This window comes from Cystobacter fuscus (assembly GCF_044360685.1).
Lineage (GTDB): Bacteria > Myxococcota > Myxococcia > Myxococcales > Myxococcaceae > Cystobacter > Cystobacter fuscus_C.
Map to the genome: position 1 here is coordinate 10554750 of NZ_CP043491.1, position 15821 is coordinate 10570570.

At 66.2% G+C, this 15821-nt stretch carries 8 protein-coding genes; 2 read left to right on the top strand and 6 right to left on the bottom strand.

All coding sequences use genetic code 11. The features are described from left to right. Window positions 1-65: 65 nt before the first annotated feature. Window positions 66-4010: a Dyp-type peroxidase gene (locus tag F0U63_RS43225; protein ID WP_395840164.1), complete on the bottom strand. Its 3945-nt coding sequence runs from the start codon at window positions 4008-4010 to the stop codon at window positions 66-68. Window positions 4011-4635: 625 nt separating this feature from the next. On the opposite strand from F0U63_RS43225, the gene F0U63_RS43230 reads away from it, so the two are divergent. Both F0U63_RS43230 and F0U63_RS43235 read left to right on the top strand, forming a co-directional pair. Next, the gene (locus F0U63_RS43230; RefSeq protein WP_395840167.1) at window positions 4636-6774 is read left to right on the top strand and encodes an ATP-binding protein; all 2139 of its coding nucleotides are present in this window, start codon (window positions 4636-4638) and stop codon (window positions 6772-6774) included. Further along, complete coding sequence (locus F0U63_RS43235) at window positions 6771-7256, top strand: response regulator (protein WP_395840170.1); 486 nt, start codon at window positions 6771-6773, stop codon at window positions 7254-7256. The genes F0U63_RS43230 and F0U63_RS43235 overlap by 4 nt, the downstream gene beginning before the upstream one ends. Before the next feature lie 39 nt (window positions 7257-7295). Here F0U63_RS43235 and F0U63_RS43240 read toward each other — a convergent pair whose 3' ends face one another. The 5 genes from F0U63_RS43240 to F0U63_RS43260 form a co-directional block, all read right to left on the bottom strand. After that, a complete protein-coding gene (locus tag F0U63_RS43240; RefSeq protein ID WP_395840173.1) occupies window positions 7296-8705 on the bottom strand; it encodes an MFS transporter in 1410 nt (469 codons plus the stop codon). Between the two features lie 274 nt (window positions 8706-8979). Beyond that, on the bottom strand, window positions 8980-10605 hold the full coding sequence (locus tag F0U63_RS43245; protein ID WP_395840176.1) for a multicopper oxidase family protein: 1626 nt from the start codon (window positions 10603-10605) through the stop codon (window positions 8980-8982). A 132-nt stretch (window positions 10606-10737) separates the two neighbouring features. After that, on the bottom strand, window positions 10738-12135 hold the full coding sequence (locus F0U63_RS43250; RefSeq protein ID WP_395840179.1) for an FAD-binding oxidoreductase: 1398 nt from the start codon (window positions 12133-12135) through the stop codon (window positions 10738-10740). Window positions 12136-12249: 114 nt separating this feature from the next. Continuing rightward, a complete protein-coding gene (locus F0U63_RS43255; protein ID WP_395840181.1) occupies window positions 12250-13014 on the bottom strand; it encodes an esterase family protein in 765 nt (254 codons plus the stop codon). 132 nt (window positions 13015-13146) lie between these two features. Continuing rightward, a complete protein-coding gene (locus F0U63_RS43260) occupies window positions 13147-15738 on the bottom strand; it encodes a carbohydrate-binding protein (RefSeq protein ID WP_395840184.1) in 2592 nt (863 codons plus the stop codon). Window positions 15739-15821 lie beyond the last annotated feature (83 nt).

The following is a 15821-nucleotide window of genomic DNA, read 5'->3' on the forward strand; positions in this document are numbered from 1 at the left end:
TCGCCACTCAACACAAGCGAGTCCCAGTTAAGGGACTCGCTGATGAATGGCAAGCCCCATCCACATCACTTCGGCGTGGCGGCGTCGCTGAGCGGACGCCGTTGGTGATGCGCCTGATGAGCGGGATACATGGCCACGAAGAACTCGGACCAGCCGCCCATGCGCACACGCAGCAGGTTGTACTTCTCCGGGTCCTCGGAGGCTCCGGCGAAGGTCTCCGGATTAGCGCAGGTGATGGTCAGGATGTTGGCGCCCTGGCCCTGGGCGAACCGGTGGAGCACCTGCTCGAGCGAGGCCACGGAGAAGTCCTCGCGGATGTTGAAGTCCGTGGGCGCCCCGCTGGTGAAGGCGTCCGCGCCCGGGCCGGTGAAGCCCTCGAGCGCCTCGAGGAAGCGCGCCTCCTGGTGCTCCACGGGCAGGTCCGCGACGCTCGGCGTCGGGCTCAGGTCCGAGGCCAGGGGCTGTCCGAGCCGGCGTCCATCCGCCGAGGCGCCGCACGTGGCGCCGAACTCGACGTAGTTCTCGAAGGTGCCCGTGCCCGGTTGGATCTGGAACCCGCCGAAGGGCTTGTCCTGGGTGCCCAGCCGCTGGGCGATCCGCACCATCTTCTCGGCCGTGGGCTCCACCGGATCCGTGAAGACGCTCACGCCCGCTTCCGCCACGCGCTGGAGGATCCGGTTGCCGAAGGCGGCCAGCTCCGGGTTCTTCTCGCGGCCGTAGCGGGGCAGCTCCAACGCCACCGCGCGCAGTTGCTGGAAGCGCTCGGCCTGAGCCTGGATGCGCGCGGGCCCCGCGAGCGTGCTGACGAAGGGCTCGTCCATCTTGTAGCCCCAGTCGCACAGCAGTGCCTGCACCAGCTCGGGCAGGGACGTCACGGCGGTGGTCTTGTCGAAGACCATCTTCTGGATGGCGTAGAGCGAGTTGATGACCGTGCTCAGGCCCGTGAAGCACGGCGCCACGACGTGGTAGCGCGCTCCGCCCTCGTAGAGGTCGAGCCCCTTGTCGAGGCAGTCATCGATGAACACGGACAGGAGCGGCGAGGGGCACACGGCGCTCATGGTGCCGAACGCGGAGAGCAGCCCATCGGCCTGCTTCGCGTACATCCAGCGCAGGTGCTGGATGAAGAGCTCCTCCAGCTGCTCGTACGAGGTGATCTCCCGCGCGGGCACCGAGGTGAAGGACACGCGCTGGCCGCGGAAGAACATGGGGCCGGCGCTCGACCAGCTCTTGCCCTGGTTGAGCGCGGCCTCGAGCGACTCGAGAGCGCACAAGCCACCCAGGGTGAACCAGTTCTGACCCACGAACTGGGGCTCGTAGCAGCCGTCGCACGCGTAGTCGCGCGCGGCCCGGAGGGTGACCTGGTTGCGCCACGTCCCGCCGGCCTTGTCCTTCACGGGGGTGTGGGCGGTGGGCGTGGTGCCATCACCCACCCGGTCACCGCTGTGCAGCAGGCCGGGGATGATCTTCTCGTCGCTGAGCAGGATGGGGTGCGCGCCGCCACTGAGGATGGAGAGCGCGGCCTCGTGCAGGTACTCGGGGGGGATGTCCCTGCGCACGCGCAGCGACAGGCACGGAGCGTTGAGGGGCAGGCGCCGCGCGGCGCGCAGGCAGAACAGGGTGATGGCGTTGTAGGCCGGCCTTCCCTCGCCCTCGGCGTCGTCGGCCACGGTGCCGCCCACGGTCACCTGTTGGATCCACTGGTTGTTGGCGGCTCCCTGCGGGTAGTTGCCGCTGGAGCCACCCATGGCGAGGTTGCCGTAGGGCTGGTGGTCCTCGACGAACTGCCGGTTGAGCTGCACCTTCTCGCCCACCTTGAGCCAGAAGCAGTCGATGATCTCCTGGGCCTGCTCGGCGTCGAGGTGTCCGGCGGCGAGATCCTTCTCATAGAAGGGGTAGAGCATCTGGTCGAGCCGGCCGATGGCGGTGGGCTCTCCGATGAGATGCAGGCAGGCGTGCAGGGTGAAGATGAGCTGGGCGGCCTCGAGCAGGGTGCGGGGACGCTCCGTCACCAGCGAGGTCATCCGGGTGGCGATGGCCAGCAGGTTGCGCCGCTCGAGGCTGCCTTCCCGGAAGGACTCCGACTCCTTCTTCGCGAGCCGTGCGTAGGCCCGGCAGTAGTCCTGGACGCCCTCGAGCGCGAGCAGGGCCGCCTCGTAGAACGAGCGCTTCTTCGGATCACCCTCCCGATCCCTCCGGCCCTTCACGTCGACCGCGAGTCCCTCGAGGCCCAGGTCCAGGGCGCGTTGGAAGCCGGGCACCAGGTGGCCCACGCCCGAGGCATGGCTCAAGCCGGCGAAGAAGTTGCCGATCTCCTCGTCCTTCCGGGCGTAGTCGATGACGTAACGGCCCTGGCCGAGGCCCAGGTTGGGCAGGGCGCCCACGATGAGCTCATGGGCGTTCAGGGTGTAGGTATCGGCGCCATTGTACCAATTGCCATACTGATCGCGGCGGCGGCCCCGGAAGCCATACTCATCGCTCGTGAAGACATCTCCCAGACTCACCTTGATGGTCCAGCCCATGCGCTCCATGACGGGCAGGGCCATCACCTCCCGGGCCTTGTCCGGGCCGTACTTCTCCGCGACATAGGCACACAGGTGCTTGAGCTCGCGCTGGGCGCGGTCGAAATACCAGTTGTCCTGCCAGCGGGAGAAGGCATTGCCCAGCAGTTGGAGGACCCGGGGCGAGGGAGGCAGGTATTTCTCGCGCTCGGCGGCCGACAGGGTGGACATCCGGAACAGGTAGTCCCGGTGGTTGTAATACATGTACCCGTTGGACGAGCGCAGCTCGTAGTGCCGGTCCAGGCGGTTCCAGTTCACGCCCGGGAAGCGCGTCCAGTCCGTCTCCTCGAACGAGCGCACCGGCACGGCCTCGAGTCCGAGCTCGTGCTGGTTGGGGATGTAATAGAAGCCGCCCAGGTTGGCGCGCATCTCGCACAGGAGCCGGTCGCGCATGAACCCGCTCCTGCCGCCGATCTGGCTGTCCATGATGGACTCCAGCACGCGCACGCTGCGGGCATAACCCGCGAAGTAGATGCCCGCCTCGTCGCGCTTGCTGGCGCCCCGGGCGATGAGTTCCTGGTTGTGTTCCAGATGCGGCTCACCGAAGGGCAGTCCCAGCCGGAGCACCTGCAAGGTATTGCCCTGGGCGTCCTGCACCCGGGCGCACCGGATGTGGCTGCGCTCGTCGCGCGAGGGAATGATGATGTCGTCGGTGGTGCGGCCCACCAGGTCCTCGATCTGCTGGGGGCTCAGGTGGAGCAGGTTCTCCCAGTTGATGAGGAAGCGCTGGGCGACCACGAACGAGGCGCCGATGCGCTCGGGATCCTCGGAACCCACCAGGGTCTGATCCTGGAGGGTGAGGGGATCCGTCGGATTGTTGAGGTTCTCGGAGAAGCGGCAGCCGAGCACCTTGCCGCCCTTGCCTTCCGGGTGCAGGGACTTGCTGTGGGCTTCCTGGTGATCCGTGGGCCCGGCACGCAGGCACTGCTGCTGGTCCACCAGGCGCTCGCGGATGAAGGCGAAGACCTGGGGACAGTGCTCCGGGTTGTCGGACTTGATGTGGAACCAGAGGTCTCCCTGCGAATCGACGAACGTTCCGTTCGAGCGGGAGAAGACCGTCGAGCGGTACGCGCCCCCTTCGGCTTCCGGGAAGAGGAAGCGCATTCCCTCCGGGAGCGGCGTGCCCTCCTGGGCGCACCACTCCTGCCAGAGCTTGAAGCCCACGCCCACGATGGCGGTGGTATTGGCACTTGGCCACCGCTCATGGATTGCCGCGCGCACGTCCTTCATCAACTGCTGGAGGATCGCCTTGGTCAGCGGCCTGCCCTGCCCCTCTGGCTGGCGGAAGAAGGTGGCGAACAGCGCGTGTGGAGAGGGATAGATGAGACCGCGCTGCACGGACTCCCAGATCCGATGCTGTTGCTGATTGCCTTCCCGCGTGGACAGCAGCTCGGCGCTCCGCGGCGCGTTGGAAACAGACACCTGCTCTGACGTGGCTGACGACTGGTTCATGAACCCCCCGACTCGAGAGGGCCTGGGGATATCACTCCAGCGCGAAGTATTCCACACTCCAAGTCATTTTGATTTCATCTCTGGGTGAATTCCAGGCCACATCGCGAGAACGGGAAGGACAAGCGCCCCCCTCTCCTCGGAGGACCAGCGGGGCCTCGGTGGCCCTCCGTAAGGGCGACGCGGCGCGGCAACCCTCACACGCAAGACAGGCGGGGAGACGTCTGCCCATTGTTCCGGCTCCCTTCCAGGCGAGCTGGAATGTTGGACGCCCAGGTTTTGTAACGATTTGTCTCCCCACGAACACACCTGCTCCCAGGACAACGGAGCAAGGGGAATCACGACCGGACAAGAGATTCAACGAGAGCTTCAGCGCACGGGCCCCTGCGAGCACTCGTGCCCCCTCCACGAGAACGCCGAGGAGCGGTGGGACGCGGTGATTCCAGACGCATGGAAAATTCGCCGGTGCTAATGTCGACCACGCCACGAGGCGTTCCGCTGGACGATCCCCCAGCGAGGCTCCATCGCGTTGAGCTCACCGTCCCGCCACTGGCACCGCAGAGCGACTCATTTCATGCCGCACACGACTTCACCCCGCGATCCCCTTGCCCGATCGGCGCTCATCAAGATGGGCGCACGCATCGCGGTGGTCATCGTCCTCTCCACGCTCTTCAGCTACCTGCACATGTTCCACACCCTGCGCACCGAGGCGCTGGAGACGTTGGAGCGGCACGTAGAGGAGCGCACCACGCGAGAGGAAGCCATCTTCCAGCTCGCCGAGGACAACCACGCCGCCTTCAATCGGGCCCTGGAGGAGCGCATCCGCTCCCTCTCCCAGGAGGAGGCGAACGCCCACTTCGAGCGCCTGTTCGTTCGTCTCCCCGACGGCAGCATCCGCAACCGGCCCGAGGGCTTCGACGGCACGCGCCAGGTGGGACTGTTCATTCCCCGGGGCATTCCCGTGGACGACTGGATGCGCCGCCGGCTCGTGGCCGGCTACGAGGTGCTCAGCCAATACGGGCCCGCCTTCCTCGTGCGCTTCAAGGACACCTTCCTCACCCTGCCCGAGCAACCCGGCCTCATCTACTGGCCCGAGCGCCCCACCTACAGCCAGGACGCCCCGGCGGAGGCCTCGGTGGCCGAAGCGGAGTACTTCGTCGGCAGCAAGCCCGAGAACAACCCGCGGCGCGAGACGCGCTGGACCAGCGTCTACCAGGAGTCTGTCAGCGGCAAATGGGTGACCGTGGCCACCACTCCCCTGGACATGGATGGCCAGTATGTCGCGTCCATCAGCCATGACATCCTGCTCGAGGAGCTGATGGCCCGCACCCTCGGTGACCACCTGCCCTCCGCGTACAACGTCATCTTCCGCGAGGACGGACAGATCATCGCTCATCCCCAGTTGGATCTGGAACGCGCCCCCGGGCAGAGCAACGCCGAGGCGCAGCAGGCCCACCTGCGCGGCATCCTCGAGCACATGAAGAGCACGGGGGCCGGGCAGGGCGCGTTCGCGCTGCCAGAGTATGGCGAGTATGTCGCCGTGGCTCGCATGCGGGGCACCGGGTGGTTCTTCGCCACGATCCAGCCCGAGCACGTGGTGACCCAGGCCGCCCTGAACGCAGCGCGCCTCGTGCTGCTACTCGGTATGCTGTCGCTGGTGCTCGAGCTGGCCCTCGCGTACTGGGTCCTGCGCGAGCAGATCACCCGTCCCCTGCTTGGCTTCACCCAGGCCACGGCGCGCATCGCGGCGGGCGAATTCAAGGTCGAGCTGGACATCCAACGCCAGGATGAGCTGGGACAGCTCGCCCGGGCCTTCCGTGTCATGGCCGATCGCATCCAGCACCGCGAGGAGGAGCTGCGCGTGGCCAATGAAGGGCTGGAACAGCGGGTGGAAGAGCGCACCCGGGAGCTGAAGGATGTCCACCAGCAGCTCGTCCAGACGGCACGGCGCACGGGCATGGCGGAGATCGCCACCAACGTCTTGCACAACGTGGGCAACGTGCTCAACAGCGTCTACACCTCGTCCCAGGTCGCCAAGGAGCGCGTGACGGAGATGCGCCTGGAGCAGGTGACCCGCGTCGCCACCATGCTCCAGGAGCGCCAGTCCGACCTCTCCTCCTTCCTCCAGGACGAGCGGGGACGCCACCTGCTGCCCTTCTTGAACAAGCTCGGCCAGAATCTGGTGGACGAGCGCCGGGAGGTGCTCTCCCTGCTCGATGACGTGGGCCGCTACTCCGAGCACATCGGGGAGATCGTCAAGGTGCAGCAGGACTACGCCCGGCTGCCCAGGATGAGGGAGCCCGTCCTGTTGGCTCAACTGGTGGAGGACTCGCTGCGCATCAACTCCGCCGGGCTGTCGCGGCATCAGGTGAAGCTCGAGCGGCGGCTGGAGGCCCTTCCGCCCGTGCTCACCGACAAGCACAAGCTGTTGATGATCCTCGTGAACCTGGTCAGCAACGCCAAGTACGCCCTGGACCACGTGCCCACGAACGAGCGGCTCCTCCGCCTCAAGCTGGAACGTGCCACCAACGACCGCGTCCGCATCGAGCTGCATGACAATGGGATTGGAATCGCCCCGGAGATGCTCACCCGCATCTTCCAGTTCGGCTTCACTACCCGTGCGGAGGGACATGGCTTCGGGTTGCACTCCAGCGCCCTGGCGGCCCAGGAGCTGGGGGGAACCCTGGCGGTCCACAGCGAAGGCCCCGGCAAGGGCGCCACCTTCACGCTGGAAATCCCTTATCATCCTGTTCAGGAGGGGACATGAGCACGCACGAGAGCAAGCGGCGGATTCTCGTCATCGACGACTCCGAGGCCATCCACCTGGATTTCCGCCGGATCCTGCAGGAAGAGCCACCCCGGAGCCGGGACGAGCTCGACCAGTTGGAAGAAGCCCTCTTCGGCGCGACGAACCCGCGCGACACCGCTCCCGACAAGCCGATGTTCGAGGTGGATTCCGCCTTCCAGGGACAGGAGGGCCTCGCCAAGGTCAAGGAAGCCATGGCGGCCGGCCGCCCCTACGAGATGGCCTTCCTCGACTACCGGATGCCGCCCGGCTGGAATGGCGCCGAGACCCTCCGGCGCCTGCGGCAGGTGGCCCCCTCGCTGCGCGTGGTGCTCTGCTCGGCCTACTCCGACTACTCCTGGGCACAGGTCATCCAGGAGTTCGGTGACTCCCACCTGCTCAGGGAGCTGCGCAAGCCCTTCAACCGCCAGGCGGTGCGCCACCTGGCCCTCAGCGGCGCGTAAAGCAGCCGCCCCACGCGGGTGGGGCGGCTTCCGGACAACTCAGGCGTGAACGGGTTCGCGGCGGGGGCGCTGGCCCAGCGAGGGATCCTCCGCGAGCGCCTCGAGCGACTTGCCCTCGGCGGGCACACCGAAGAAGGCGGCGACGAGCGCGGCCAGCATCATGAGCGCACCGCCCACCAGATAGCCCCGGAAGACCTGCACGCGCTCGCCCGTCTGGATGAGCGCCCCGAAAATGGCCGGCGCCGCGAGGCCCCCCACCGCCGTGCCCACCGCGTAGAAGAGGGCGATGGCCATGCCGCGCAGCTCCACCGGGAACAGCTCGCTCACCGTGAGGTAGGCGGAGCTCGCCGCGGCGGAGGCCACGAAGAAGACGCAGCACCAGAGCGCCGTCTGGGTGGTGGCCGTGAGCCACCCGCGCATGAAGGCATAGCCGGTGACACACAGGAGGATGCCGGAGACGCCATACGTGAGGGCAATCATCTGCCGCCGGCCCACGGTGTCGAAGAAGCGGCCGAGCACGATGGGCCCGAGCAGGTTCCCCGCCGCGAAGGGCAGCAGGTACAGGCCCACCTTGTCACTCGGCACGCCGTAGAAGCGCCCGAGGATGAGCGCGTAGGTGAAGAAGATGGCGTTGTAGGCGAAGGCCTGGGCCACCATCAGCGACAGGCCGAGACAGGAGCGGCGCAGGTGCCGCTGGAACAGCACGCGCGCGATGGTGCCGAAGCCCACCGTGCCATGGACCTGGAGGGGCCGCGGCTCGGGCGCGGGCGGCAGCGGCTTCTTCAGCGAGCGCTCCACCTCCGCCTCGATGCTGGCCACGACCGCCTCCGCCTCCTTTTCCCGCCCATGCAACAACAGCCAGCGCGGACTCTCCGGCACGTGCTTGCGGACGAACAGGATGCAGAAGCCGAGCAGACCGCCCAGGGCGAAGCACACGCGCCAACCCAGCGAGGGCGGCAGCACGTTCGGGTTGAGCAGCACCAGCGTGGAGGCGGAGCCCAACCCCGCTCCCAGCCAGTAGGTGCTGTTGATGGTGAGGTCCACCCGGCCACGCAGGTGCGCCGGCATCAGCTCGTCGATGGCGGAGTTGATGGCCGAGTACTCCCCACCAATGCCCGCCCCCGTCAGGGCCCGGAAGAACACGAAGGGCCAGAAGCCCCAGGAGAACGCCGTGGCGAGCGTGGCCCCGGTGTAGACCGCGAGCGTGACGAGGAACAACTTCTTGCGGCCAAGCGAATCCGTCAACCGCCCGAAGACGAGCGCGCCCACGATGGCACCGAACAGATAGGCACTGGCGGCGAAACCAATCTGACTTTCGGACAGATGCAGGGTGCGCGGATCCCCCAACATGCCCGCGACGGAGCCAACGAGCGTGACCTCGAGTCCGTCCAGGATCCAGGTGATGCCCAGCGCCACCACGACTCGCAAGAGCCAGGGTGACCAAGGCATCCGATCCATCCGCCCTGGAATGTTTGTCTTCAACCACGTGCCGCGCGCATGTGCTGTCTCTGTTATTTGGCCCATGAGCAAGGGTATGGCTCCGCCAGGCGGTACGAACACTGGTCCGCCCGACGGCTCGGCACCTCTGGGAAGGGCCCGCATCCCCACCAGGTAGGCGGGCACCGGATGCTCCCGGTGTGCAAGGCCTGGTGGCAATGCCTGTTGATGCCTATTGAATGAAAAAGGGGGCCCGGAACGGGCCCCCCAATCCCACGCGGGCGCGTCAGTGAACGTGGCCCCCGCCGCCGTCCGGCATGTCCATGACCATGCCCCCTGGCAGAACGATCTCCATCATCTCCATCATCCCCAGATCCTCATGATCCAGGATGTGGCAATGGACCATGAACATCCCGACGTAGCGCTCGTAGCGGGTGCGCAACGTCATGGTCTGGCCGGACTCCACGAAGATGGTATCCTTCCAGACGCGCTTTTCCTTCACCCCGCCGATCCCCTTGAGCTTGATCGTGCACTGGAAGGGGTTGAGGTGGATGTGGAAGGGATGCCCCTCATCGGCGAACTCCGGGTCGTTGGGATCCTGGTCGGGATGCGCTAGGGACGTGACTTCCCATTCCTCCACCGCGCCCAACAAGAGCTTGCGTGGCGGATCACTGGGATTGAAGGGCTTGCCGTTGATCAGCCCCACGGCAGGCAACGGTTTGATCCTGAGCTCGAACACCACCTTCTGATGCCCGATCTTCTCGTCCTGGATGTCGATGTCCATGAAGGGAGCCAGGGGCGCCAGCTCCTTGTCCGTGGGCAACTTCATCAGGACGCCAGGTCCCTTCACCACGATGCGGGCCAGCTTCCTGCTCTCGGCCTGGACGTCCTGGGTCCCGTCCACGAGCCAGTAGGTGCCCTCCGGCAAGGCCTTGCCCTGGTTGTCGGTCGCGCGCACCAGCACGTCCGCGCGGTACGCGGGATGCAGTTCAATCTCCTCCACCGCATCGATGCCGCCCGTCGTGATGCCATCCAGCGCGATCAGGTATTGAGGAAGGAACTCCTCGGCGCCCGTCTTGGGGTCGCGCCTGACCAGCTTGACCTCGAGTTTCTCGCGGAAGCCCGCGTGGATGAACCGCCAGCGCTGGACCTCTCCCGGCCGCATCTGGAAGGTCGGCTCGACCTCTCCATTGATGGTGAAGCGCCGCTTCATCTTCTCCCAGTTGCGGGGGAAGAAGACACTATGGCCATCCACCACGTCACCAGGCTCCACCTGGCCGAGCTTCGTCTGATCGTTGATGACGTAGGGAATCTGTTGGATGACCAGGATCTGCTCCCGGGCCGCCTTGATGGCGGGAACCTCGTCGATGTCACCGCGGATGATCAAGGCACCGGACAGGCCGCTGGACACCTGGATCGCCACCGAGCCGTGCTTGTGGGGGTGGTACCAGTAGGTCCCCGCGGGATGATCCCTTGGAATCTTGATCTCGTATTGGAGTTGCTGGCCGGGGACCAGCTCGAGCATCACGTTGTCCGAGTTTCCAGCGGGCGAGACGTGCAACCCATGCACGTGGAGGTTGGTGGTGTTGATGTCCTGTGACATGTCTTCGTGGCCCGCCCCCGGCGCATGCGTCATGGGGAGCTGGTTGTCCAGGAGGATGTTCAGTGTGTCTCCCGGGCGGGCCTCGATGACGGGTCCCACCAGCTTCCCGTTGTAGGAGCGCAGCTTGACCGTGTCGGCCCCCTGGGCCTGCCCATCCACCAGGACGCTGGGGATCTTGTTGATGGCGTACTTGACCTCCAACCGCACGTCCACCTCTCCCGGATGCGCATGAGGATGGGAATGCTCGTGCTGATGCGGGTGCTGAGGGTGTTCCGGGTGCATGCCGTGCCCCGCATTGGTCTTCTCCATGTGTCCTCTCCCATGTGACCGAGCACTGGAAGGCTCGGAAGCCGAGCCGCGCTCCGCGCTCGGTGATTCACGGGGTGGAGTGACATGGAGAGGGATGTGACGGACGGTTCCGCCCCACTCGACAACCTGGCCTCAGTGCAGCGAGCCCCCGGAGCCGGTCGTCTGGGAACCCAGCCCGAGTGCCGCCCGGCAGGTCTTCGTGTAGAGGTCACGGAAGATGTTGTCCGGGTCCGTGAGCTGTTTCACGGCCTGGTAGGTCTCCTTGTTCCAGAGGCTCCAGAAGGTCTGCTCGTCGTAGTAGTTGTACGAGATGAGCGTCTTGGTGCCGTTGACCTCCAGCAGCTCGTCCTCGAACTCCTTGTAGATGTTGCGGCCCGGTGGCTGCTTGAGCCCGTAGACCGCGAGGTCGAGGAACAGCGGATCGTGCACGCCGGCCCACCAGCGGGGCGTGAGCCACTCGTAATCCCGCGTCCGCTTGTAGGGCACGCACCACACCGGGTAGTGCTTGATCTCCCGGTGGTACCAGTCCATGAACTCGGCCGTGCGCGAGAAGGGAACGAATACGTCCACGATGACGTTCGGGCTCTTCGCCGGCAGGAAGCGGTGGAAGCGGTCCGCGGCCCTCAACACGCTGTCCGAGTGCACCAGCTTGCCGAACAGCGCCCGGCCCACGAGGCTCTTCGGCGTGACGGAGGTGACGCCCCGGTCGTAGCGGAAGAGATAGTCGTAGACCGTGAGGTAGTCCTCGGCGCGGCGCGGAATGCTCTCACAGTAGGCCTTGAGCCAGTCGTACCGGCTCACATACGGCGCTTGCTCCGCGAAGCGGCCCACGCACAGCACGTGCTTCGTCGGGGAGAAGATCTGCCCGTCGAGATAGTCCGCGTCCTGGGCGGTGAAGTGGCGCCAGATGGCTTGCTGGAAGCCCTCGAGCGTCTCGTGGGTCTCATACGTCACGTGCACATAGGGCGCGGCGCGCACGAGCCTGAAGCGCAGCTTCGACAGGACGCCGAGCGTCCCGAACGAGCCGTGGATCATCTGGAACACGAGCGGGTTCTGCTCGGGGGAGCAGCGCAGCACGTCCCCCTTGGCGGTGATGATCTCGTATTCGAGGCAGGTGTCGTGGAAGCCACCCCGCCGGAAGGACATGGACTCGATGGAGCACCCCGCCACGGCCCCCCCGAGGGTGATGGTCTTGTGCTCGGGAACGATGATGGGCACGAGCCCATGGCGCAGCGTCGCGTGGACGACTTCGTCGAAGGTGACCGCGGGCTCGGCCGTGCAGGTCATCGACACGGGGTCTATCTCCAGAATCTGATCGAGGTCACTCAGGTCGATCTTCTCGTCCTGGCGCCGCTGGTCGTGGCGCTTGGGAACCTGGTGCGGCGGCGTCTTCTTCTTGAAGGACGCGGGCCGCGTGCTCCGGCGCTGCCGCAACTGCCGCGCGATCCTCTCGACCTTCGCCGCATGACGCGCCTCGTGCCGCGAGGATTCCCCTGACCAGCGCACACCGGGAGCCGATTCTGTCCGCACCGTATGCCTCCACCGCTCTATTCCCATGAGGGTGGTGGGCCTCCGGGCGCTCGGTGAGCCTCGACCCGCCGGAGCGGCGCTCGCTCGCCAGGCCGCCCAGCAGGATGCTCGGCGTCAGTACCCGAGCCGCTCCGCCACGTAGTGGTCGAGCTGCCGGTGCCAGGTGGACCAGTCGTGGGGCATGTCGTGGCCCCAGATGTCCAGGTTGTGGGGAATGCCGCGCTGGTGCAACAGGTGGCTCAGGTGCTCGGAGAACTCGGGGTACTCCCACGCGCCACGGCTCGTCACCAGGTGAATGCGGCTGTGGTGCCGCAGCAGGTCCATGGCATGGCCCTCGGGCAGGTTCGGCACGTAGGAGACGGGGTTGTTGAAGTAGACGTCGTCACTCCAGTAGCCGTGGAGGAACTCCGTCTGGAGATCGTAGAGACCGCCCAGCCCGAGCAGTAGCTCGAACTGATCCGGGCGCCGGAAGAAGGCGTTGGCGGCGTGGAAGGCCCCGAAGCTGGCGCCCGCCGCGCCGATGCGCGCGTGAGGGTTGCCCAGACAGCCGCGGACGTACGGGACGACCTCCTGCTCCACGTACTCGGAGAAGCGCGCCTGGTTGTGGGCCTTCTCGTGCATGGGCATGCCAGGGTTCATCCATGCCCAGGGGTTGATGCTGTTGATGGCGAAGATCTGGAACCGGCCGGCGAACAGGTGGTGCGCGACGGCCTGGATGAGCCCCATGCGCTCGGCCTCGAGGAAGTCGCCTCCGGCGGTGGGGAAGAGCAGCATCGCCGGGCCCCAGTGGCCGTAGCGGACGACGGGCATGTCCATGCCCAGCCGGTGGCTGTACCAGCCGAAGAGTTCCCGGCGCAGGTTCGGATCGACGTATGACATGAAGGCGGCTTCCTCTCGTGGATGGGGCTCGCCCCCCTCTTAGCAGCGTCGTGGGTGCCGTCCACTCCCGAGGGAAGGCCGCGAGCCTCCGCGCCCATCGGCCTTCCCCGGGAAGCCGTCAGCAAGCCGTCATCACCAACCGGTGTTGCCCGAGACCTTGTTGAAGGTGTACCGGTTGTTGTGGTTCAGGAGCCCCCCCGAGGCCGCGCCCGTCACGGTGACGTTGGTGCAGGTGGCCGTCCCAGGCACGTTGAAGGTCTCCAACCCATAGGTGCCGGCGCCCTTGATGGTGACGTTCCTCAGGGTCACGGGAGAGATGGCGTAGTTGTTCACGGGGGGATTCGTGCTCGCGCCCTTTCCCCAGCTGATCTTGAGGCCCGAGAAGGTGCTGTCGTTGATCTCCACGTCCTCGATGAGGATGTGCCCCGAGATTTCCCTTCTCACCCCATGGATCCACACGGCCCCGGCGTTCATGCTGAAGTTCACCGTCTGCTCGCCACCGGTCCGGTTGAAGGTCACGCGCTTGACCTCCGTGGTTCCAAGGAAGGGCAGGTCCGCGAACCAGTCGGTGATGAGCACGCCCGAGGAGGCGTAGTGCGTATCCGCGCCCACGCTGTCCAGGAGCTTGTTGTCCCGGCCGTTGTAGATGGCGAAGGTGTTGGCGAGATTGGGCAGTTGCGCGGTGTCGTAGCGGAACGTGCAGTTCTCGTTGATGGAGCCATCGGACCACATGGCGAAGGCGTCATCGCCCGTGTTGCGGGCGTGGACGTGGCTGACCATGGTGTTCTTGACGCCCGCGTGGAGGTTGATGCCGTCGGCGAAGCTGTTCCGCACCCGGCCATCGACGATGTACAGACCGTCCGTGCCAGGACGGATCCAGTAGCCGACCTTCGCGTGCTCGATCCAGACGTTCTGGATGAGCGAGCCCGTGCCGAAGTTCTCCTCGAACGCCGCCCGGTCGGCGCCATCGTTGCGCTCGACGACGTTGCCGGAATACGCCAGGTCGATCACCTTGACGTTGCCGCCCGTGCCGATGAAGTGCTCGCCGACATTGGTGGCCTGGATGCGCGTGTGCCAGGGGCCCGCGCCGCGCAGGTGGATGTTGTCCAGCGCCACCCGGCTGTTGATGTTGAAGGCGCCCGAGGGAATCCAGACCCCCGCCTTGCCGGTGGACTTCGCGTTGGAGATGGCGTTGAGGATCGCCTGGGTGTCATCTCCGTTGTCGTCCGCGATGGCTCCGAACGACGTGATGCTCACGAAGTTCGCGGGCATGGGCTGGGGAGCCTCCACCTGCTCGAGGTCGATCAGGTCGATGGTGTAATAGGCTGCGGTGTCTCCGCTGTCCTTCTGGAGCTTGACGGTGGCCCCCGCCGGAATGGACGACGGCAGCAGGAACCGGCTCTCGTCATAGAAGCGATGCGGACCCGGATCCCACTCGCCCGGCTTGGACGGCGTGCTCGGGCTGTTGCCGTAGGGATACCCACCGTAGACCCAGGCATGCCGGGAGGTCAGGTTCAGGCTCTGGAGCTTCGTTCCGTTGACGTACAGGCTCAGCGTCGCGTTGATGCCACCTCCGGCCGCCGCGTCCGGCATGCCGTAGCGGACGACGAGCGAGTTGGCCGCCTGGGGCGCGCTCCACTGCACGTAGTGGCCCGTCTGCGTGAGCTTGACGGCGCGGCGGCCCGAGGACTCGGCCTCCACGGTGCCGGGAGTGCGGTTGGGGTTGAGCACCGTGGCGTTGGTCGTGCCCGCCTCGGCTTCCAGCTCCTGGTAGGGCATGGTGGCGCCCCGGGCGGCCAGGGCCTTGCCATTCACGACGGTGAGGGCGTCGATGCTGACCCCTCCGGAGTTTCCACTGTCATACTGATAGGTGATGGTGTTGAGCCCCCGGCGCAGGTTCAGGGTCTCCGTCTTTCCCGCCCAGGTGGTGCCGGTATTCGCCAGGGTCGTGGTCAAGACAAACAGGCCATTGACATAGACATTCAGGGTCTTGTTCGTCCCCGAGCCGTTGAGATAACGCAGACCCACGCTCGAGGCCGCCGCCGCGTCCATGTTGACCGTGAAGATGACCCTCGCGCCGGGGGCGGAGAAGTTCCGCAGCCAGGTGGATTCCCGGGCGACGCCCCCGGAGAAGAACTGCTCCTCCGCCTCATAGACGAAGCCCGAGCCCGCGGGCGGGGGAGTGGCTTGTGCACTGAGGTTGACGCTGTCCAGGTTGACGTTGCCGGAGTCGGTCGTGTCGAACTTGTAGCGCAGGGTGTGGGTGCCCACGCCCAGGCTGAGCGTGTCGGTCCTCGTGCCCCAGCTATCCCAGTTGGCCGTCGCGCCCAGGGAGAGCTGCTTCACCTTCACGCCATCGACGTAGAGGCTCAACGTCTGCGCACTGCCCGTCCCATTGGCGTAACGCAGCGTCGCGTCGAAGTTACCGGCCGTGGAGATGCTGACGGTGAACTGGGCGGCGGCATTGCCCTTGTTCCCGTCCGTGAAGCCTCCCACGAAGCCGGTGCCCGAGTAACCGGTGTGGTCGGTCGCGATGACCGCACCGCCCGACAGCGCCGCCGACTCCGCTTCATAGGTGGACCCGGCGGCCTGCTGCTCCGAGGCCAGTCCTTCCTCGATGGACAGGCCCGCTGGGGCTCCGCATCCCACGCCAGCGCTCAAGCACGAGGCCACGAGAATCCGGCCACCCCATGCCCGCCACATGTTCTTCTTCGCTGCGCCCATTGAAACTCCTCTCCGTCGTCGAGGGTAGAGACGGGGAGGATATTTTCAGGGTTAAACAACGAATTCCTAAAAAACAACTTTCA

What these genes read in the sequence shown, in the direction of transcription:
- F0U63_RS43225 (WP_395840164.1), bottom strand. Translation starts at nt 4,010, where the DNA reads ATGAACCAGTCGTCAGCCACGTCAGAGCAGGTGTCTGTTTCCAACGCG.
- F0U63_RS43230 (WP_395840167.1), top strand. Translation starts at nt 4,636, where the DNA reads ATGGGCGCACGCATCGCGGTGGTCATCGTCCTCTCCACGCTCTTCAGC.
- F0U63_RS43235 (WP_395840170.1), top strand. Translation starts at nt 6,771, where the DNA reads ATGAGCACGCACGAGAGCAAGCGGCGGATTCTCGTCATCGACGACTCC.
- F0U63_RS43240 (WP_395840173.1), bottom strand. Translation starts at nt 8,705, where the DNA reads ATGCCTTGGTCACCCTGGCTCTTGCGAGTCGTGGTGGCGCTGGGCATC.
- F0U63_RS43245 (WP_395840176.1), bottom strand. Translation starts at nt 10,605, where the DNA reads ATGGAGAAGACCAATGCGGGGCACGGCATGCACCCGGAACACCCTCAG.
- F0U63_RS43255 (WP_395840181.1), bottom strand. Translation starts at nt 13,014, where the DNA reads ATGTCATACGTCGATCCGAACCTGCGCCGGGAACTCTTCGGCTGGTAC.
- F0U63_RS43260 (WP_395840184.1), bottom strand. Translation starts at nt 15,738, where the DNA reads ATGGGCGCAGCGAAGAAGAACATGTGGCGGGCATGGGGTGGCCGGATT.